An 18,942-nucleotide genomic window follows, 5' to 3' on the forward strand; every position below is an offset into this window, starting at 1 on the left:
TGAGGGCGGCCACGAGAAACTGCCCGGAGACGGCCACGAGGCTGCCCGGTGGCGGACATGAGAGTTGCCCGCTGGCGGTCATGAGATCTGCCCGACACGAGTTCGTCTGCCTCGTCGCGTCCCGCGGCTGAGGCCCCTCCTGGAGTGCGGTTGGCGGTGCTGAAGCGCCTGCCGACCCCAGGAGGGACACCGTGAAGTCTGCCGAGGAGATCATGAACATGTTGGAAGCATTCGATTTGACCGGGTCGTTGCGCGATGCCGGCGAGCTGGCCGGGGTCTCGCACCACACCGTCGCCCGGTATGTCGCCGCCCGGGAGGCCGGGGCACTGTCCGGGCGGCCCGCGGCGCGGCCGCAGCTGGTCGATGAGTTCCTGCCCAAGGTTGAGGAGTGGATCGAGCGCTCGAAGGGCAGGCTGCGCGCGGACGTCGCGCACGAGAAGCTGGCCGCGCTGGGCTACACCGGATCGCAGCGGACCACCCGCCGGGCGGTCGCGGCGGTCAAGCGGGACTACCGGCTGGGGCGGGTGCGGGTGCACCGGCCGTGGGTGACCGAGCCGGGGATGTGGCTTCAGTACGACTTCGGCGACGGCCCTGTCATCGACGGGGTGCGGACGACGCTGTTCGTGGCCTGGCTGGCCTGGTCGAGGTTCCGGGTGGTGTTGGCGATCCGGGACAAGACCGCCCCGAGTGTGATGGCCGCGTTGGATGTGGCGCTGCGCCGGATCGGTGGCGCGCCCACATACCTGTTGACCGACAACGAGAAGACCGTCACGACCGAGCACGTCGCCGGCATCGCGGTCCGCAACCCGGCGATGGTCGAGTTCGCCCGCCACTATGGGGTAACTGTTCATACGTGTGTGGCGGCCGACCCGGCGTCCAAGGGCGGCTCGGAGTCGAGCGTGAAGATCGCCAAGGCCGATCTGGTCCCCAAGGACACCAACCTGCTGAACGCGTACGACTCGTTCGCCGAGCTGGAGGCCGCCTGCGAGGCGTTCTGTGCGCTGGTCAACGCCCGGGTCCACCGGGTCACCCGCCGCGCCCCGGACGACATGCTGGCCGAGGAGCGGGCCCGGCTGCACCCGGTCCCCGCGGTCCCGCACACCGTGGCGTTCGGGGTGACCCGGAGCGTGCCGGCGAGCATGCCGATGGTCTCCTTCGAGGGCGGCCAGTACTCGGTCCCATCCCACCTGCTTGGCCAAACGGTGTGGGTGCGGGTGCATGGTCGCGGCGCCGATGAGCAGGTCATCATCGTCCACGTCGGGCCGTCCGGGCCGGTCGAGGTGGCCCGGCATCAGCGCGCCACGCCAGGCTCGCCGCGTATTGATGACACCCATTTCCCGCCCGCACCGGCCGGGGCGTTGGAGCGTAAACCGTTGGCCCGCAACGCCTACGAGGCCGAGTTCCTCGCCCTCGGAGACGGTGCGAGGCTCTGGTTGACCGAGGCCGCCGCCGCCGGCACCACCAAGATCCGCCTCAAGATGGCCCAGGCCGTCACGTTGGCCAAGCTGTTCGAGGCCAAGGACGTCGACTGGGCGCTGGGGCACGCCGCGGTCCATGCCCGGTTCGCCGAAGCCGACCTCGCCTCGATCCTGGACCACCACGCCACGACCGCGGCGCACGAGGCCGCGCACCGGGCTGGCGAGGAGGGGTCCCTGACCCAGGGCACCGCCGGCTGGGCCGCCCTCGGAACACCCATCACCGCAACTGTCGCCGGTATGGACGACGGCGAGCAGGAGCCGGTCCGATGAGCGCCGCCACCACGACCGCGGCCAAGAACGCCAGCACCCCGGCGATCGGTGTCCCCACCGCGCCGCCACTGCCGGACGACCTCGAAGCCCTGCTGCGCCGGCTGCGGCTGCCACATATCCGCGCCCGCGCCCCCGAGGTCGTCGCGACCGCCAAGGCCCAACGGTGGGAACCGGTCGAGGTGCTGCGCGCCTTGTTCGGCGAGGAAGCCGCCGGCCGGGAACGCTCCGCGCTGGCCACCCGCCGCGCCGCTGCCGGGTTCCCCACCGGCAAGACGTTCGAGGCCTGGTCGCCGGAGGCGTCCTCGATCCCGGCCCCGACCCAACAAGCACTACGCACCCTGGAGTGGGTCCACCGGCGGGAGAACCTCGTGGTGTGCGGGCCGTCCGGGACCGGCAAGACGTTCCTGCTCGAGGCCCTCGGTCAGCACGCCGTCGAGCAGGGGCTGCGCGTCGCGTGGTTCACCCTCGAAGACCTCGGGGTGCTGCTGCGCCGGCATCGCGCCGACGACACCGTCACCAAGGCCATCGCCCGGGTCCTGCGAGCCGACCTGGTGGTCGTTGATGACATAGGCCTCTTGCCGGTGGCCCAGGACGCCGCCGAGGGCCTGTACCGCCTGGTCGACGCCGCCTACGAGAAACGCTCCATCGCCATCTCATCCAATCTCCACCCGGCAGCGTTCGACGAACTCATGCCCAAGACCGTGGCCACCGCCACGGTCGACCGGTTGCTGCACCACGCCCACGTCTGTCAGACCACCGGCGAAAGCGTGCGCCTGTCCCAAGCCCTGGCCGGCCACGGGGTGAACCCCTTGAACTGAGAAACGGGGCCATTGGTGGCCAGCAACTGGGCAGATCCCATGGCCACCACCGGGCAGTTCACGTGACCGTCACCGGGCAGGTCTCACGACCGCCTCTGGGCAGAACTCAATGGCCCTTGACACTTGCGAGCCTCCACGCCTAACGCTGCTCCGCGCATTCATCCAGTAGGCAGGTGTTCAGGGAACCGCAGCTAAGTGGATTAGAAGAGCTCACGTCGACTGCGGATCCCAAGTTTGCCGAGAATGCTTCGCATATGAGTCTTGACGGTCGGCAGCTCGATGAACAGCTCATTGGCGATCTGCCCGTTGCTGAATCGTTGCAGCACCAGTCCCAACACCTCTAGCTCGCGCTTGGTGAGGCCGGAGGCCCGGACACGCCCCTCCAACTGTGCTGCCCTGCTGCTGTGCTCCGCTCCGAGTAACCAGGTGCGCCGGCCGCCGAGCGCCGCGCGGATCGCCTTGATTAGTTGGCCGGTCTCCTCGCCCTTGTGGACAAAGCCGTGGGCTCCGGAGAGGAACGACGAGAATGCGTGCTCGGGGGCGTTGTACGACGAGTAGATCAACACCTTGGGGCTGTGCGAGAGCGAGACCAGCTCACGACACAGTTCGACCCCTTTGAGCGCCCCCTCGATTCGCAGGGGCAGCACGATCAGGTCCGGTCGAAGGCGCGATGCCAGTTCGATGGCCTGGTCCGCCGAGGGCGTGTCCGCGATCACTCGGAGATCTGCTTGTGCGTCAATCACGCTTTTCAGCCCTAGCCGAGTGACAGGGTGGTCCTCTACCACCAGGACCGTGAACGACTTTGTCCCGACAATTCCTCCGCCAACCTCACCGGCATTACGACTCCCGTTCAATCGCCCGACCGGACTCGCCGCTCCGCCCATGTCATCCTTCATCCTGGGTAGTCTTGAAGACAGGGAGTAACGATGTTACCACCGGCAACAGCATCGGCAGACCGTTCCTAACGCTCAGCGCAGCCAGACATTTCGCGTCACAGGTCACTCAACTCCGATCGGGTGCACGCGCCAGATGTAATACGGTCACTGTCATTCTGAGGGGGTCAAGCCTCAGTACTCCCATGACCGCGCCTACGTGCACTGCGGCGACGCGCCCACGGCGCGGGGCCCACCATCGCCTCGCGCACTCAATGATGCTTGCAAACCCATCTCAGCCTTGCACACAGGACGAGCCCTAGGTCGCGGCCAAGGAGCTCCAGGCTCCCCAAGACTTGGTCAAGCAGGTCGCCGAAGYGGGCTCGCCGGGCCCTTGCTCCGCCCCTACCACGGCTCGCTCCGCTATAGCGTTCCAAACCGATCGGGCGACAGCCACGCCAACACATCGTCACGTCGGCCGTCGAGCAAATCTTCCGTCAACAACTTAGCCGTGATGGGCGCCAGGATCATTCCCCACATCCCGTGGCCGGTTGCAATCGACAGATTGGGCACCGCCTCGGACCTCCCAATCGCAGGCAGACCGTCGGGTAGGCATGGCCTGTCTCCTGCCCATTGGTCGAGGACGTCCTGTCCACGAAGGGACGGAAGTACTTCTTCAGCCACCCGTCGCAACCCGTGGAGGCGGCTTAGGTTGGCCGGCCGTCCCTCCTTTCCGAACTCAATGGACCCGCAGATCCTGATGCGATCCCGCAGTGGAGTTACAACAACCCGATGTTCCTTGATGCGGACCGGCATGCTTGGCGACCTGCTGTCGCGCGTGAGGTCCAGGACGTAGCCACGGCCGCCTCGGAGCGGCAAGTTGATTCCGCTCTCGGCCGCCAGATCTCGAGCGCCTAAACCGGCCGCAAGAACGACATGCTCGGCTTGGATGTTGCCTCTCGTCGTGGTGAGAACGGCGGTCCGGCCATTGTCCAGCTGCATGCGGTTGACCGCCGATTCGAAGCGGACTTCAGCTCCATGGGCCGTGGCATCGTTGAGCATTGCGCGCACGAAACTTTGGCTTTCTACCGTCCACTCTTCCGAGTCGTGTGTCCCCGTCAGACCCGCAGCAAGGGCCGGCTCAAGGGCGCGGAGTTCATTTTCGTCGAGGCGGCCATGCGCCTTGGACTTAGCGGGGCGAAGATGGACATCCACAGCGCCCGTCTTCCGCAATGTGGGGTTCAAGCCTTCGTCACCGAGGCGACAGTGCAAACTCGTGCTGGCGGTGGCCAACTCCCGGAGGCGAGCCGCCGCACTGCGTGAGCGGATGGGCTCAGCAGATGCGACGAGCTGAAGTAGCCACGGAGCCAGGCCTCTGGCGGGCCGCACAGACACAGCTGGCGGTCGCCGCACCATCTGCAATGGAGCCTCACGAAGCAGTGTCGGTGTGGCCAGCGGGGACACGTGATGCGGAGCCAGGATGGCCGCGTTGGCGTACGAACAGCCGCCACCGATGCCGCCGGCCCTGTCAATGACCAGGACCTTGGCTCCCCGGCGACTTAATGACTGGGCGATGCTAGCCCCGACGACGCCGGCGCCTACCACCACGAAGTCGAAGTGGCGCGAGGTCGACGACGTTCCGCTGGATGTCATATGAGGACGCTATGGCGCATCCTCTTCGCCGACCTCACCCCAACGGGAGGATCCTGTCTGGACCCGCGGGAGGATCACGTGGGATCTAGATGTTGTCCTGGTGCCCGTCAGGTTGGCTGGAACTCAGAGGGGGACTGAACTGTGCGTCTCCCTCATGAATGCTGCACATCGAATATCCTGGTGTTCACTGCATTTCACTCGTCCCATCGATCAGGTCGCACTGCTGACTGGCGCGTTCGAACAAGGGGCGGGACGCATGCGTCGAGGGCTTCGTTAACGCGGTACGCAGCGCCATCGCGGTTTGAGAACTCTCGGCCTGGAGGACGGTCAAGGGCCACTGGTGCGCTCAAACCTATTCTCAGTGAAAGAACCGATTACCGGTCGTGCAGATGAGGTTCTCCAGTTTGTCCCTGCGGGACTGACTACCCCCAGACATTGCTAGCCAAATCAGCATCGAAGTCTCCACGGCAAGAGCCACTTGCGGAGCATCCTTCGAGAGCTTGGCCTAGAACCAAGCGTGGTCTCCTCGCGTGACTCCATTGCCGTTGTCGGCTCGAAGGATCCTCCCGAGAGGATGATTTGGTCCACACGCTCCTGCCCTACCGTGTCGTGCATGCTTCCCGACGGCAACCGCACTGTGCCTAGCGATCCGAATGCCGACGCGAACGGCGCACCTGCACCCACAGTCGCCAGCCGTTTGCATTCATTGGGCCTGCGTGTGCCAGCAGTCGTTCGACCCTCGTCGCTCTTTAGTCCCGCACGTGCGTGGGATGGCATGGTGGTGACGTCAGGCCAGGTACCTGTGTCTGACGGGACGCTGCTCGCGACGGGTTCGGTGGGCGCTGAAGTGGACGTAGCGATGGCGCAGGAGTGCGCGCGCCAGTGCGTCCTCAACGGTCTTGCTGCGATCGAAGATGCAATTGGCGAACTGGAGCGGATTACAGCCTTCCTGCGGCTTACGGTATTCGTTGCAAGCGCTCCAGACTTCACCGGGCAACCTACTGTGGCGGATAGTGCGTCGCGCCTCCTTGTCGATCTCTTCAGGGACCGCGGGGAGCACGCGCGGACCGCCGTTGGAGTGATGTCGTTGCCGCGACGGGTCCCCGTTGAAATCGAAATAGCCGCTGCATTCGCATAGCGTCACATCTCCATCGTTGGAGCGTTCCTTGAACCGGCCTCGCCGTATGCCCGCGTTGTCCGGCACGTTGGTCGAGTTTGTGTCACGACACGATCTGGGGTGATGCATGGGTGAAGACCTCCCGTAGTGAAGTGGGACTGTCTAAGAAGCCGCTTCACACAGCAGGTCTTCGTGGCTCACGCTACCCATTTCAACGCTGCTCTGTCGCTTCGGGCTCGGCTGAGACTGGCACAGTTAATCGTTGACCACGGCTGGCCACCGGCGCGGGCAGCCGAACGGTACGACGTGTCGCGGAAGACCGCGGCGAAATGGACGGCACGGTATCGGGCGCAGGGGACGGCCGGGATGCTGGACCGGTCCTCGGCACCGCACCGGCAACCGTGTCGGACACGTCAGCGGGGAACGCATCCGTCGCTACGAGCACGAGCGTCCCGGGGACCTGATCCACGTCGATGTGGGGAGCTCGGCAAGGTCCCCGACGGCGTGGGATGGCGCAATCTGGGGCGGGCGACAAGGGGTCAGGAATCGTGCCGCGACTCCTGCCCGCACTGGTGCACGCAGGAGCAAGGACAGCAAGCCACTGATCGGACCTGCTACCTGCACACCGTGATCGATGACCACTCGCCGCTCGCATGGGTCGAGGCCCAGGACGACGAGACCAAGGAGATTCCGACCGCGGTCGTCCGCAACGCCGTCGCCGTATGTAGCGATAGACAGTGCGTCCTGGATCGGCGATCACACAAAATGGTGCTCATCGCCAGTCATCCCTACGGGTGCGACGCAGGTCGTAACATTGTTACCAAGGGACACAATTATGTCTGAACGGCCGCGGGCGCCCGGACGCGGCCTGGTGGGGGTGGCGTTTGGCTGTCAAGGTTTTTGTCGACACCCTGGCCTCCCCCTAGAGGGGGCCCATCGGGCCGGACGCGATCGTTACCGCGATCAGTCGGGGGATTGTGTCGACAGGCCCCGCATCCGACGGTGGAACTCCGGCGGCCTCTGGCGGAGTTCGCGTTGTCGAGACCTCTCATCACTTGCCTTATCAACATGTATTGCTGTTACATATGTACGTGATGCATGCACAGGAACCAGCGCTGATGCGCCCGCTGAAGGTAGGAGGGCTGACACTAAAGAACCGTGTGGTGATGGCCCCGATGACAACCAGGCTCGCGACACCTGAGGGTGTGGTGACACCGGAGCTGGTCGAGCACTACGTGGCGCGGGCACGCGGTGGAGCGGGGCTCATCACGGTCGAGCTAGCCTCCCCCACCATCGACGGTATGCACCGTGCGCGCGAGGTCGGGGTGCACAGCGACCGGTACCTGGACGGACTGCGCTCTCTGACGGACGCCATCCATACCGCTGGCTCGCTGTGCAGCATCCAGCTGGGGCACGCCGGAGCACACGCACGGCCCGACGTGACCGGGCATCAAGCCGTCGCGCCCAGCAACGTGCCCCACTTCGTTTGGGAGGGCGACACCCAACGGGTCGATCCGAACCCCCTCGACGAAGTCGGGATCCGGCGCATCGTGGACTCCTACGCCGCTGCCGCTGCGCGCTGCGTCGCAGCGGGATTCGACATGATCGAGATTCAAGGCGGACACGACTACCTCCTAATGCAGTTCTTGTCGCCGCTCGACAATCTCAGATCCGACGAGTACGGCGGCGACATCCAAGGCAGGTCCCGCTTCGCGCTCGAGGTCGTGCAGGCGGTCAAGAACGCCGTCGGCCCCGTCCCGATTTCGTTCCGGCTCAGTGGCGATGAGTTCGCGAACGGGGGCTTCACCCACGAAGACGCCCTGTGGCTTTCATCCAAACTCGAGTCCTGCGGCGTGGCGATGTTGAGCGTATCCGCGGGGTCCGCCCGCCAGCAACGACTCCCCTGGCTCATCGTGACACCGATGGCCTACCCACCCGGGTTGTTCACCCCCCTCGCGCGAAGCATCAAGGAGACCGTCAACATTCCCGTCGCCGTTGCCGGACGGCTGCACGACCCGGCGCTCGCGACGCGCGTCCTCGAATCGAATGACGCTGACCTCGTGGTTCTAGGTCGGGCCCTGCTCGCGGACCCCGAGTGGCCAAACAAGGCTGCCACACGTCGCAGCGACGCCATCCGGCCGTGCCTGGCCTGCAACACCTGCGTCGCCAACATGGCCAACGGCGAAAACGTCAGCTGCGTCGTAAACCCCGAACTGGGATTCCCTCGCGAGAAAGCACCAGGCCGCCCGGCACAGCGGGTTCTGGTGCTGGGCGGCGGGCCCGCCGGCCTCATGGCGGCGATCGAATCCGCGCAGGCCGGCAGCGAGGTCCATCTCTGGGAACGGTCCCATCGCCTTGGAGGGCGGCTGAACTCAATCTGGAAGGCCCCCTACTTCCAGCTGGTTGAGACAGCACGGTGGCCATTCGAAAACTTCTTTGCCTATCTCGAGGGCCGCGCCAACGACCTAGGGGTTTCCACCACGTTCGGCCGCTACAGCGCCGACGACATCCAGCGCCTAGCCCCCACCACGATCATCGTCGCCACCGGCGCCGTATACCGGGTGCCCGGGCTGCTGCACCTCTTGAAAGTACCCGGCTCACGAAGGCTCGCCTCGGTGCCAAAGCTCCGGAAGTTCTTCTTTCGGATGTTGCGCACCCCCCGCCGCCCTCCCGTTTCAGGGCTAGATCGCCTCGGGGTGCCGATCATTATGGCCGGCGACCGTAGCGGCACCCGAGGACTCCAGGCGGCAGTCCGTACGGGTTATCTGGCGGCCCGCCAGGCACGAGTCCGGCAAGAGTAGGGCCCCAACGACGGCCGCGACCTCTACAGGTACAAACTGACACGCGACGCCCGAATCGCAGATGAGTGGGAGCCATGGACCAGGCAGAGGTCGTTGTTGTCGGTGCCGGCATTTTGGGGAACGCCGTCGCCTTTCATTTGTTGGAGTGCGGGGTCAGCGACGTGGTCGTCCTCGAGGCCGGGACGGCGGCCAGCGGCACCTCAGGTGCGGGTGGTGGCATCGCCGCCTTGTGGGCGGCCGGATTCAACGACGTTCTCACCGAGGCTGACCTTCAGTTGGAAGAGTACGGCATGGACTTCTACGGCCGACTCGCCCGTGATCATGATGACCTGGGCTACCGACACAATGGCACCCTCTTCGTTGCAACTACCGACGCCGCCTGGAACAACTGGATCGCCCGAATCGTCCAGCACCCACTTGCTCCGCGCGACGTTCGCACCTTGGATGCGAAGGAAACCAGCGATGCAACCGGCGGGGTGCTTTCAGCCGATGCTGTGGTCGGTGGTGTCCTCATCCCTCGTGGAGTTCAGTTCAGCGCCGGCCGCGCTACTCGAGCCTTGAGTGAGCGAGTGACTGCCATGGGCGGTGTGATTCGCACGCAGTCCCGAGTCACTCGCCTCCTGAAGTCCGGCGACAAGGTCACCGGCGTGGAGACCGAGGTCGGCAAGTTGCGTGCAAGTCAGGTCGTGCTCGCCTGTGGAGCGTGGACAAACGAATTGCTCGCGGATGTCGGTTTGCACATCCCCCTGGTACGCATGGTTGGGACACGCGCCATCACCGCTCCTTCGGACGTGAGCAGTTCCATGCCGGCCGTGATGGTCCCGGAACTTTCAGGCCTGTGGCTTCGCGAGCATCGAGGCGGGTTCACCTACGGCAATCACGACGGCTACGCCCCAATGTTTGCGCTTGGTGGTTCGGTTGGAGATCCCGGACAACCCCGTCGCCACGAACTGGTAACGCGGCTCGAGGCCGCCCTTTCGCCCCAACTTCAGCGGCTTGTGCCCGATCACGACACTTCCATCGCTTGGTGGGTGCAGGGAATGCCGTGCTACACGCCCGACCGACGCCACGTAGTGGGTCCCATTCCGGGGCTCGACGGATTGCATGTATTGGCCGGAGACTGCGAGGCGGGAGTCACTCACGGGCCAGGACTAGGCCGCTTGGTTGCTGAGACTTGCGTCACCGGCTCGAGCGATTGGTTGGACACGTCTGACTATTGTCCTAGCCGGTTTGACCTTGAGACGTATCAGTCCGACGAGGAGGTATATCGAAAAATGCCCCCCCGAACAATGCAGTATTAGGCATAGCCCCAGCACGGTCACTAGGTGCGCAGGAAGTCCGCAGCTGGCTGTCCGGTGGAGAATCATTCACGATTGCGACCTGCTTCGCGCGCACATGCCCCACAATCCGCAGGGCACCACAACCCATCTCCACGGACCGAGCTGTCACGAGGCGCCAGCCGCTAACAGGTTCACCGCATAGACCGAGTCAGTGCTGCAGATGAACAGCCGGTTGCCCCGCGGCCCACCGAACGTCACATTCGCCACGGCCCTATCTGTGATGATCTTCCCGAGGAGGGTGCCGTCGGGCTTCAGGCAATATACCCCGTCGCCGGCCCCCGCCCAGAGGCGGCCATCAGAGTCGACCGCGAAACCATCAAAGACCCCAACGTCAGCCTCGGCGACCATTCGCCCGTCCTGGGGAGCGCCATCGGCAGCTCCCAGCGAGTAGGCGACAACGCATCGAGGCCCATCAGGGACATGGGTTCTTCCTGAATCTACGATGTAAAGTGTCGCTTCATCTGGCGACAACCCGATGCCATTTGGTTGCACCAACCCCAGATCGTGACCCACCAGCTCCCCATCTATAGCGCGCCAGTGGAACACGAACCGGGCGGCCAACTCACCGTCGGCCCTATGCCCCTCGTAGTTACTGTCGATCCCGTAGGTGGGGTCCGTGAACCAGATGTCCCCATTGCGCGCTACGCAAAGATCGTTCGGACTGTTCAGGCGGGCGCCGCGGTACGAATCAACGAGCCTGCGCACGGATCCGTCATGCTCCGTTTGCGACAGACCCCGAGATCCGTGCTCACACGTCACCAAACGGCCCATCCGGTCGCGTGTATTGCCATTCGCGAAGTTAGACGGCTCCCTGAAGACGCCGACCTGACCAGTCGTTTCGTCCCAGCGCATCAGCCGGTTCGCCGGGACGTCGCTCCAGAGCAAGAATCGTCCGGCAGGGAAGTACACAGGGCCCTCGGCCCACTCGGCCCCGCGATACAGGATCTCGAAACGAGCATCCATCCTGACACAGCTCAGGAATTCCTCGTTCACGACATCAAAGCATGGAAGCGTACGACTTTCCGTCATCGGCCTTTCCCATCGGCTAAAAGATGAACGGACAGTGCGGGGCTAGATGTGTCCCAAACGCGCGGTCCAGGGCCCGTACGGCAGCATCATCGTGCACACGCAACCTGCCCGCTCCAGCGAGAGACGCGAAGGTGACGCCACCAAGGAATGCAGCGCCGAGGGCATCGATAGAGAGCGTTACCTGCGGGGTCGCGGATGGAACTCTCACGCACTCACCTACCCCTCCAGTGACAGTGAGCACCCAAGTCTCTTCGTTGTCCTGAAGAATACGGTCGCGGACTCGGAGGACGCATTCAATGTCCTCCCCGTACGTCCGTGCCTGCAGTGAGCGCCCCACATCTAGGATCCGCAGGAAGAGGGCGTCCCTATACTGGACGCTCAGAGCCCTGGGGTTTGACGCGAGCGCAAGCAGTGGCTCGTCCACCGGCCGATTCAGTATGCGTATCTCCGAGACCCAGTCTTGATCCAGCAGGAAGCGCCAAACAGCGGCGTACGCGTCGCCATTAGCGGCAAGCAATTCGTGAACGTCAATGCGACCACGCGCTTCTCCTGCCACCCATGCCGCCTCGACGCTATATATGAYGACCCCTAGAGGCCCAGCGCCGTCGTCGACCGCGAGAGCCGCCTTTACCATCCCGGACGCCGCCGCTACTAGAGAACCGCGCCGCCTCTGCCACTCGGCGGTGTCCATCGCGAGTCGTCCGGGCCGGGAGACACGTTCGTACTGCTGTGACCCAATCTCCAAGGCGTCGTCGACGGAACAGAATTGCATGGACATTTCGCCGCCAAGCGACGCGTCGACGAACGACGTACGGGACGGGACGGCCAAGTCCAAGCACGGGACCGCGAGGCCGAAACCGTAACGCGGGTAAAGTCCCGCGTGAGATGCCCAGAGGGCAGCGAATGCAATGTGCGATTCCCGGAGTCTTCGCAACTGCTCGGTGAGCAGCGAGCTCATGATCCCCTGGCCGCGGTGCGTCGGAAGCACACTCACCAGACTGATACCAGCCGCGGGGACCTGGACGCCGACTGGGGTCTCGATGAGTAGCTCATAACTCGATGTTGTCCCGACGACCAACGACCTATCGCGAGCCACGATACTGCGCTCCGGCGCGAACTTCGGCCTGCCCGGGACACACATATCCACCGGAAATTTGCGGAGATAGCTTTCTTCGAGGCAGCCTCGGAAGCCATTCTCATCGGTTTGCGCATAATCGCTCAACTCGACCGTCAATATACTCGCCTACCTTCTTCGTTCGGCTGTCTCCGCCCAGGGTGATGCGGCCAGTTGCCGTCTGGCCTGTCACAGGCTCGCTCCAAACTGATATCTCCATAGTAACTCGGTTACACGTAGCCCTGGAGTCAGGGTACAGGGCAGGGTCTCCGCTCGTCGACGGACTCCCGCGTCGTGTTGTCGAGGCCCATCTTGGGAAATCGGCTGAGTGGGCGGCGGCGGCGACGGCGGCTCCTGCGGAAATGGCGACCCAAACGACTCACCGGTTCTGGTCGCTTCCAGGCGTCTCGCCTTGCGAGCACGGAGGCGATGGACCGATGTACGTGGCAGAGACCATGAGCGCTTCATCGCGAAGCCAAACGAATGCTGGGCCCGCCATTTCAAGGCCACCGAAGCAACCGCCCTAGACGGTACGCATGCGTCGCCAGCGGTCCTGGCGGAACGCCACGACAGGTCGAGAATGCGGCCGAAATCGGGATCGAGCACGAGTCGGGCCTCCCCTGCGCCCCCGTCTGCTGCATCGTCCAGACACACCACCGACCGCGAGACCATCGCCTCCGTCAATGCTGTCGCTGCTGCCCGCGTCGCCTTCGCTGCTGGCATATCGTCGCCCGATGGGAACCATACGATGCGCGAGACTGGCGCCGATCAAGAACAGCCGGCGCTGCGGCGATTGGGCCGACATCTCAGCGACCCGAATGTCGGAGGACCCTCGCGAGACTCGGCATAACGCCGCAAGGCGCGCATCCTGAGTTGGTGGCAGATCTATATCGCCTGTGTGCCTGCGGACCCATGGCCCACAGCCCGGTCGATCGCAATTCAGTCCAAGGAGGACCCCTCTGACGCCACTGTGCCGGGGCCCGTGTGGGGCGTGGATCATCTCGCCGTCCTAGCCCTTTGTAGGCCGCAGGCGCCAGCTCGGTCGCGAGCAGCTGGGACGGGCCGGGAGGGGCACGCTCAGACGCGGGCCCGGTTACGCCCAGATGCTGGGGCCTTCGCGACCTGGCAGCTATTCACGGGAGGCGATCGTCATCGTGCGGGTTTGGAACCGGGAGATTACCTACGCCTCCACGCCCCGCCAACCGCACTAGATGCGCACGGCCTGCAGCGATTTCGAAGGTGTTGCCTATCCACAACAGAGCGTCGTGTCGCTCGACTGCGAGCGGGGCCTTGACTAACCCCGGGCCAAAACGCCCGGGGTTAGTCAAGAATTATCGGTAGGACTCCTCCCGGCGCTCCCACCACACTGTGGGATCAATGACTCCGTTCCGCCAATCGGTCGGCGAGGATGACGCTGGCGGCGTTGTGACCGGGAGCGCCGGTCACCTCGCCGCCCGGATGCGTGCCTGCTCCGCATAGGTACAAGCCATCGATGGGCGTGCGGTAGCCGCCATCACCGAAGCCGCGGTCCCCAAGCATTTGATTCGCGAGGTGACTGACGTGGTGAATGTTGCCATCTGTCATGCCGACTCGCTGCTCGATGTCGGCAGGGGTATACAGAAGCCAGTCGATGATCGAGCGCTCGAAGTTCGGCGCATAACTTGTGATCGTGTCGATCAGGCGACGACCCTCACGCTCGCGAATGGCGTCCCACGAAGTGCCCGCCGGCTCGGTCGGCGCGAAGCGTACCCACATAGAGACGATGTGGTGTCCCTTTGGAGCGAGGGTCTCATCGTAGACGGTCGGTATTTGCATGGCGATCAGCGGCGACGAGGTCGGTCGACCGGCGGCGGCATCTTCTGCGGCGGCGCGCAGGTATTCCATGGAAGGGCAGATGCCGATATGGGCCAGCTGCTTGGGGTCGTGGTCGGGTCCAAGCCACCGAGTAAAGTCCGGCAGTTCTGAGACCACGGCGTGAAACTTCAGCGTGGAGTAGTCCGTGCGCAGTCGCTCAACGCGGCGTGCTGTGACCTCCGGAACCTGATCGGGGGCGAGCAGCTGCCCGAAGGTCCGCTTAGGATCGGCGTTGGAGACGATCACGCGGGCGTAGATCCGTTGTCCGTCCACCAGTTCGACGCCCTCTGCGCGCCCGTCAGTCACCAGCAGGCGACGCACCTCAGCGCCGACCCGAATCCGCGCGCCGGCAGCCACGGCCGATCGCGCCATCGCCTCGGACACGGCGCCCATTCCGCCGACCGGCAGGCCCTGATTGCGGGGATTGACGAACCGGCCAGGTGCGAGCGCGGCGCACCCCATCAGCACCCCAGGCTCATCCGGGGACATCGTCGGCGGGAACACCATGTTGGCCACCGCCGCCTTGACCTGCTCGGACTCGAAATGTTCGTCCACGAGCTGGGTCAGGCTGTCGTTGCATAACCGGTCAAGTAGCGAGCCCTCCTCGGTTCCGGCGAGTTGTGCACGGAGCTGGTCCACGGTCGGTGGGTATGGATTCAGGAAATAGCGGTTCAAGAGGGCACCGGCTCGGTCCCAGAATGCCTCCCATTCCAAGAACCCCTTCGCGTCGCGCTCCGAGAGCTTCGCAATTTCTCGGCAGGTGGCCTCGCGAGAGGCACGGAACATGATCGAGGATCCGTCGGGGAACGGGCTGAACCTCTTGGGGTCCAGGTTCATGACTTCGAGACCGTGCTCGCGAAGGGCAAGGTCCTCGATCACGGTGTCCTGCAACATGTGCAGGATGTAGGAGCAACTGGAGACGCGGTGGGCGGGCCAAAGTTCCTCGGTGCTTACCGCTCCGCCGACCGTGTGGCGGCGCTCGAGCACGACAACGTCGAGCCCTGCTCGGGCGAGGTACGCGGCTGTAACCAGCCCGTTGTGGCCTCCACCTACGATCACTGCGTCGTGGATTTGATGTGTATTCACGATTTTGCCTTCGTTCGGGGGTGAGAGAGAAGGGACCTGGGCTTACGGACGTCCGTCCATGTCGCACGCATCGACCAGGTCAGGTAGCTGCGGCGAGCGCCGCATAGCTGAGGGGCGCGCGCTACCCAACGCTCTCGAGGCGCGGGAAGCGACTCCAACCCCGACCCGGACCCCGCTCTACCTCACCCCACGGCATGGATCGCCGACGAGGGTGGGCAAGGCCGGGGGGAATCGCGGCGACAAGTCGGCGACACCGAAGGGCCGCATCAACCGATCTCTGCCGCATCGTTCCTCCATTGTTATGGCAACCCCGTTACACTTACGGTAAGGAAATTCAAGCGCTGGGTCAAGGTCTTGTGAGCGGGGTCGGGGGCAAACTCCGGACCCTGGCCCAATCGCCCGATCGAGCACGTAACTTTGTTACTCTGAGCAGAGAATGAATGATGGGGACACGTGAGTGCTTTACCGCTGAGGGTCGGCCTGATCGGCGCCGGAAACATGGGAAGACAGCACGCGAAACTGCTGTCTGAGAACTCCGACACGACGATCGTCGGTGTCGCAGATCCCCACTCGAACACCGTGGCCGACGCCTTCGACGTGCCCCGCTTCCCGGACCATCGCACGCTCCTCGAAGCCGGACTAGCGAGCGCCGTCATCATCGCGAACCCCAATACCCTGCACGTCGACACGGCGATCGATTGCCTCGACGCGGGCGTGGCCGCGTTCCTCGAGAAACCAGCCGCGCCGACGCACCGCGAGGCGCTGCGGCTCGTCGAGGCCGTGGAGCGCACGTCTGGGCTACTCCTGATCGGCCACCACCGCCGCCACCACCCGTCTATCGTCGCGGCCCGAAGCCTGATCGCCGACGGCCGCCTCGGCACGCTCGTCGCGGTAAGCGGTCTGTGGGCCGCACGCAAGCACGAAACCTACTTCGACGAGCAGTGGCGCCGCTCCCCCGGTGGCGGGGTCATGTTCATCAACCTCGTGCACGACCTCGATCTGCTGCGTTACCTCCTTGGGGAGGTCACTATGGTCCAAGCGATGGCGAGCAGGGCCACACGCGGACTCGTCGTCGAAGACACCGCATCCGTCAACCTCCGCTTCGAGAACGGCGTCCTCGGCAGCTTTGTCGGAACCGATGCCGGCGCTTCTCCGTGGGGCTGGGACCAGGCCACCAACGACCCCGCCACCGCGCTTCCGTATGAGCGCGACTCCGCCGCATACTTCCTCACCGGCACCGAGGGCGCCATGTCGATCCCCGACCTCGCCCTCTTCGGCTACGCCGGCGAAGAGGAGGGCGAGTGGCGACGGCCGCTCAGCCGCACTTATGCACCAATGGGCCACGGCGACTCCTACACGCGCCAACTCGCCCACTTCGTCGACGTCGCCCGCGGGATGGCCGAGCCGATCGTCTCCGCAGCCGACGCCGCGCGAACCGCGGCACTCATCGAGGCGGCCCATCTCTCCATTCGCACCGGAGAGACGGTCGAGATCGGACTTTAACGGCAGCTGCGCCGGTGCGGACCTGGCACCCACGCGAACCCTTCCCTAGTTGGAAGCAGACCGGATCCTTCACGCAGGTCAGCACGATGTTGGCCTTTACGCTTCGCCCATGCCGCGGAAGTTCACAGCCGCCACCAGCACCGTGAAGGACAGGGCGATGACCATGGTGAGGTTGCTGCTGTCCAAGTCGAGGCATAACCCATCGCGAGGGTTGGAGGCAAACGCCCGCAACGCCTTGGGGCGCTGATGATGCGCGCACATGCGGGTGAAGAAGACGATGAAGATCAGAAAGTGCACACCGAAGGCCTTGCGTGTAGAGCCCTGCTCCGGGTGCCTGGGGGCATTTCGTCACCGGCTCCAGGCAGGAGTGCGCGGCGATCATGAGGATGCCCGCGGCCGCGAGAACGGCACCCACACGGCGGCCTCACTTCGTTGGCCACGGCGCCCGTCAGCACGTAGATGAGGGTGCCAAGGATGTCGCCGACGACGAGCAAGAGCAGCAACCTGGGGACCCATGACCCGTTTCCGACACAGCGAGCGCGCGGGCGGCGTCAACAAGCCGGAGTGCCGACGGCGGCCGGTGTGCGCCTGGTCCGAGTGCGGGCGCCGCGCCGCCTCGGTGCTGCGGTGGACCCACGCACGACCAGTTCGACGTCGTGGACGTCGTCGATGACGGTGTCGGCGGCACGGCCGTGCAGGGCGTCCAGCATGAGGCGTCCGGCGCGCCGGCCTTGTGCCTCGACGTCCTGGCGCACCGTCGTGAGGTCGAAGATCTCTGCGTGGATGTGGTCGCCGATGCCGATGACCGACAGGTCGCCCGGCACGTCCAGGCCGTGCCGGCGGGCGGCGCTCATCACGCCGAACGCCATCTCGTCGGACGCGGCGATCACGCAGGTCGGGACGTGGGGGAGATCGAACATCCGGTCCGCGTGCTCCGCGGCGCCGGCAGCGGTCCAGTCACACTCCAGGATCCACTCGGCGGGACAGGCGAGCCCGTGGTCCGACATGACCTTGGCAAAGGCGTCCCGCCGGTCGAACGGCGTCTGCAGGTGGGTGATCGAGGCGGGAACCGTTCCCGCATACCCGATCTCGCGGTGCCCCAGGTCGATCGCATAGCACGTGGCGAGGGCCATGGCCGCCCGGTCGTCGATCCGCACCGACGGCCAACCGGGCTGCCGGTTGCCGACAGTGACCACGGGAATACCGAGTCGGTCGAGCAGGGAACGCTCAGCCGGGACGGGTGGGACGTTGAGGATGATCGCGCCGTCGGCGCGCTTCCACAGCATGCTCTGGGTGATGGGCAGCCGCGTGTCGAAGGTGTGTCCCTCGAGGTCGCAGAGCAGCACGTGGAAGCCGTCCTCGCGCAGCACCTTCTCGATGCCGCTGACCACGGTCGCGAAGAACCACCGGTTGAAGTACGGCGTGATGACACCCACGCCACGGGTCCGTCCCGACACCAGGCTGGTGGCGGCAGGCGAGGCGACGTAGTGCAGCTCGGTGGCCGCGGCGAGGACGCGGTCACGGGTGCGAGGGCTGACCCGGTCCACCCCGCGCAGCGCGCGGGACACGGTGGCCACGGACACGCCCGCGGCCTTGGCCACGTCGCCGATGGTGGTCATCTCATACCCCCAGTCGAGGTCTAGACGCCGGTGTTGCGCCGCAGCCGCCAGACGAACCAGAGAGCTGCCAGCAGGACCGCGAGGAGCACGGCGGCGGTACCCGCCGGCTCCCCGCGAACCTCCAGCACGACCGTCTGGACGGCAAAGGTTTGCCTCGCCAACGACCGCCGCCGTTTTGCCGTGGTGCACCGGCTGCGCCGCTCCACCTGGCACGCCCGCTTCCGGGCAGTCACCTCGCCATGAGCATGACTGAGATCCACCACCGACGACGCCTGCACGCGCGACCCCTGTACTCATCGGTCAAGGCGAGCCTTCATCGCGTCAGGGCAGGGCCTGAAGGTTTGCCGTCGGCAGCCAAATGGGGTGTGGAGCCGAGATCGTTGGGGCC

The 18,942-nt window shown here is 65.1% G+C and carries 15 protein-coding genes; 7 read left to right on the forward strand and 8 right to left on the reverse strand.

Going from position 1 to position 18,942, the window contains the following annotated elements:
• Positions 1-191 precede the first annotated feature (191 nt).
• Both istA and istB read left to right on the forward strand, forming a co-directional pair.
• Positions 192-1,748, forward strand: coding sequence for an IS21 family transposase (gene istA, locus AC1DVZ_RS17675; RefSeq protein ID WP_477619505.1), 1,557 nt, complete (start codon positions 192-194; stop codon positions 1,746-1,748).
• Complete coding sequence (gene istB, locus AC1DVZ_RS17680) at positions 1,745-2,566, forward strand: IS21-like element helper ATPase IstB (protein ID WP_477619506.1); 822 nt, start codon at positions 1,745-1,747, stop codon at positions 2,564-2,566. Before istA ends, istB begins: the two co-directional genes overlap by 4 nt.
• A gap of 200 nt (positions 2,567-2,766) precedes the next feature.
• On the opposite strand, the gene AC1DVZ_RS17685 is transcribed toward istB, so the two are convergent.
• Both AC1DVZ_RS17685 and AC1DVZ_RS17690 read right to left on the reverse strand, forming a co-directional pair.
• Positions 2,767-3,462, reverse strand: coding sequence for a response regulator (locus tag AC1DVZ_RS17685; protein ID WP_477619507.1), 696 nt, complete (start codon positions 3,460-3,462; stop codon positions 2,767-2,769).
• Between the two features lie 399 nt (positions 3,463-3,861).
• Positions 3,862-5,091 carry an NAD(P)/FAD-dependent oxidoreductase gene (locus tag AC1DVZ_RS17690; protein WP_477619508.1) on the reverse strand — a complete coding sequence of 410 codons (1,230 nt, stop codon included), beginning with the start codon at positions 5,089-5,091 and terminating at the stop codon, positions 3,862-3,864.
• Positions 5,092-5,704: 613 nt separating this feature from the next.
• Here AC1DVZ_RS17690 and AC1DVZ_RS17695 point away from each other — a divergent pair.
• The 4 genes from AC1DVZ_RS17695 to AC1DVZ_RS17710 all read left to right on the forward strand — a co-directional run bounded on the left by AC1DVZ_RS17695 (position 5,705) and on the right by AC1DVZ_RS17710 (position 10,310).
• On the forward strand, positions 5,705-6,229 hold the full coding sequence (locus AC1DVZ_RS17695; RefSeq protein WP_477619509.1) for a RidA family protein: 525 nt from the start codon (positions 5,705-5,707) through the stop codon (positions 6,227-6,229).
• Between the two features lie 171 nt (positions 6,230-6,400).
• Positions 6,401-7,051, forward strand: a complete 651-nt coding sequence (locus AC1DVZ_RS17700; protein WP_477619510.1) for a leucine zipper domain-containing protein — start codon at positions 6,401-6,403, stop codon at positions 7,049-7,051.
• A 275-nt stretch (positions 7,052-7,326) separates the two neighbouring features.
• Complete coding sequence (locus AC1DVZ_RS17705) at positions 7,327-9,009, forward strand: oxidoreductase (RefSeq protein ID WP_477619511.1); 1,683 nt, start codon at positions 7,327-7,329, stop codon at positions 9,007-9,009.
• A 74-nt stretch (positions 9,010-9,083) separates the two neighbouring features.
• The gene (locus tag AC1DVZ_RS17710; protein WP_477619512.1) at positions 9,084-10,310 is read left to right on the forward strand and encodes an NAD(P)/FAD-dependent oxidoreductase; all 1,227 of its coding nucleotides are present in this window, start codon (positions 9,084-9,086) and stop codon (positions 10,308-10,310) included.
• A gap of 144 nt (positions 10,311-10,454) precedes the next feature.
• Here the strand turns inward: AC1DVZ_RS17710 and AC1DVZ_RS17715 are convergent, their stop codons facing one another.
• From AC1DVZ_RS17715 to AC1DVZ_RS17725, 3 genes are all read right to left on the reverse strand, one after another.
• Positions 10,455-11,342 (reverse strand): SMP-30/gluconolactonase/LRE family protein, encoded by an 888-nt coding sequence (locus AC1DVZ_RS17715; RefSeq protein WP_477619513.1) that lies wholly within the window; start codon positions 11,340-11,342, stop codon positions 10,455-10,457.
• Positions 11,343-11,394: 52 nt separating this feature from the next.
• A complete protein-coding gene (locus AC1DVZ_RS17720) occupies positions 11,395-12,612 on the reverse strand; it encodes a GNAT family N-acetyltransferase (protein ID WP_477619514.1) in 1,218 nt (405 codons plus the stop codon).
• Between the two features lie 1,254 nt (positions 12,613-13,866).
• Positions 13,867-15,432: a phytoene desaturase family protein gene (locus AC1DVZ_RS17725; RefSeq protein WP_477619515.1), complete on the reverse strand. Its 1,566-nt coding sequence runs from the start codon at positions 15,430-15,432 to the stop codon at positions 13,867-13,869.
• A gap of 453 nt (positions 15,433-15,885) precedes the next feature.
• On the opposite strand from AC1DVZ_RS17725, the gene AC1DVZ_RS17730 reads away from it, so the two are divergent.
• Complete coding sequence (locus AC1DVZ_RS17730; RefSeq protein WP_477619516.1) at positions 15,886-16,935, forward strand: Gfo/Idh/MocA family protein; 1,050 nt, start codon at positions 15,886-15,888, stop codon at positions 16,933-16,935.
• 96 nt (positions 16,936-17,031) lie between these two features.
• On the opposite strand, the gene AC1DVZ_RS17735 is transcribed toward AC1DVZ_RS17730, so the two are convergent.
• The 3 genes from AC1DVZ_RS17735 to AC1DVZ_RS17745 form a co-directional block, all read right to left on the reverse strand.
• Positions 17,032-17,232: a hypothetical protein gene (locus tag AC1DVZ_RS17735; RefSeq protein WP_477619517.1), complete on the reverse strand. Its 201-nt coding sequence runs from the start codon at positions 17,230-17,232 to the stop codon at positions 17,032-17,034.
• 254 nt (positions 17,233-17,486) lie between these two features.
• On the reverse strand, positions 17,487-18,554 hold the full coding sequence (locus tag AC1DVZ_RS17740; protein WP_477619518.1) for a LacI family DNA-binding transcriptional regulator: 1,068 nt from the start codon (positions 18,552-18,554) through the stop codon (positions 17,487-17,489).
• A 20-nt stretch (positions 18,555-18,574) separates the two neighbouring features.
• On the reverse strand, positions 18,575-18,832 hold the full coding sequence (locus AC1DVZ_RS17745; protein WP_477619519.1) for a hypothetical protein: 258 nt from the start codon (positions 18,830-18,832) through the stop codon (positions 18,575-18,577).
• Between the last annotated feature and the right edge of the window lie 110 nt (positions 18,833-18,942).

The organism is Pedococcus sp. P2_E5 (assembly GCF_056403895.1).

Coding starts and splice junctions, on each gene's coding strand:
- istB (WP_477619506.1), top strand. CDS start 1,745: ATGAGCGCCGCCACCACGACCGCGGCCAAGAACGCCAGCACCCCGGCG.
- AC1DVZ_RS17685 (WP_477619507.1), bottom strand. CDS start 3,462: ATGAAGGATGACATGGGCGGAGCGGCGAGTCCGGTCGGGCGATTGAAC.
- AC1DVZ_RS17690 (WP_477619508.1), bottom strand. CDS start 5,091: ATGACATCCAGCGGAACGTCGTCGACCTCGCGCCACTTCGACTTCGTG.
- AC1DVZ_RS17695 (WP_477619509.1), top strand. CDS start 5,705: ATGCTTCCCGACGGCAACCGCACTGTGCCTAGCGATCCGAATGCCGAC.
- AC1DVZ_RS17705 (WP_477619511.1), top strand. CDS start 7,327: ATGCGCCCGCTGAAGGTAGGAGGGCTGACACTAAAGAACCGTGTGGTG.
- AC1DVZ_RS17710 (WP_477619512.1), top strand. CDS start 9,084: ATGGACCAGGCAGAGGTCGTTGTTGTCGGTGCCGGCATTTTGGGGAAC.
- AC1DVZ_RS17740 (WP_477619518.1), bottom strand. CDS start 18,554: ATGACCACCATCGGCGACGTGGCCAAGGCCGCGGGCGTGTCCGTGGCC.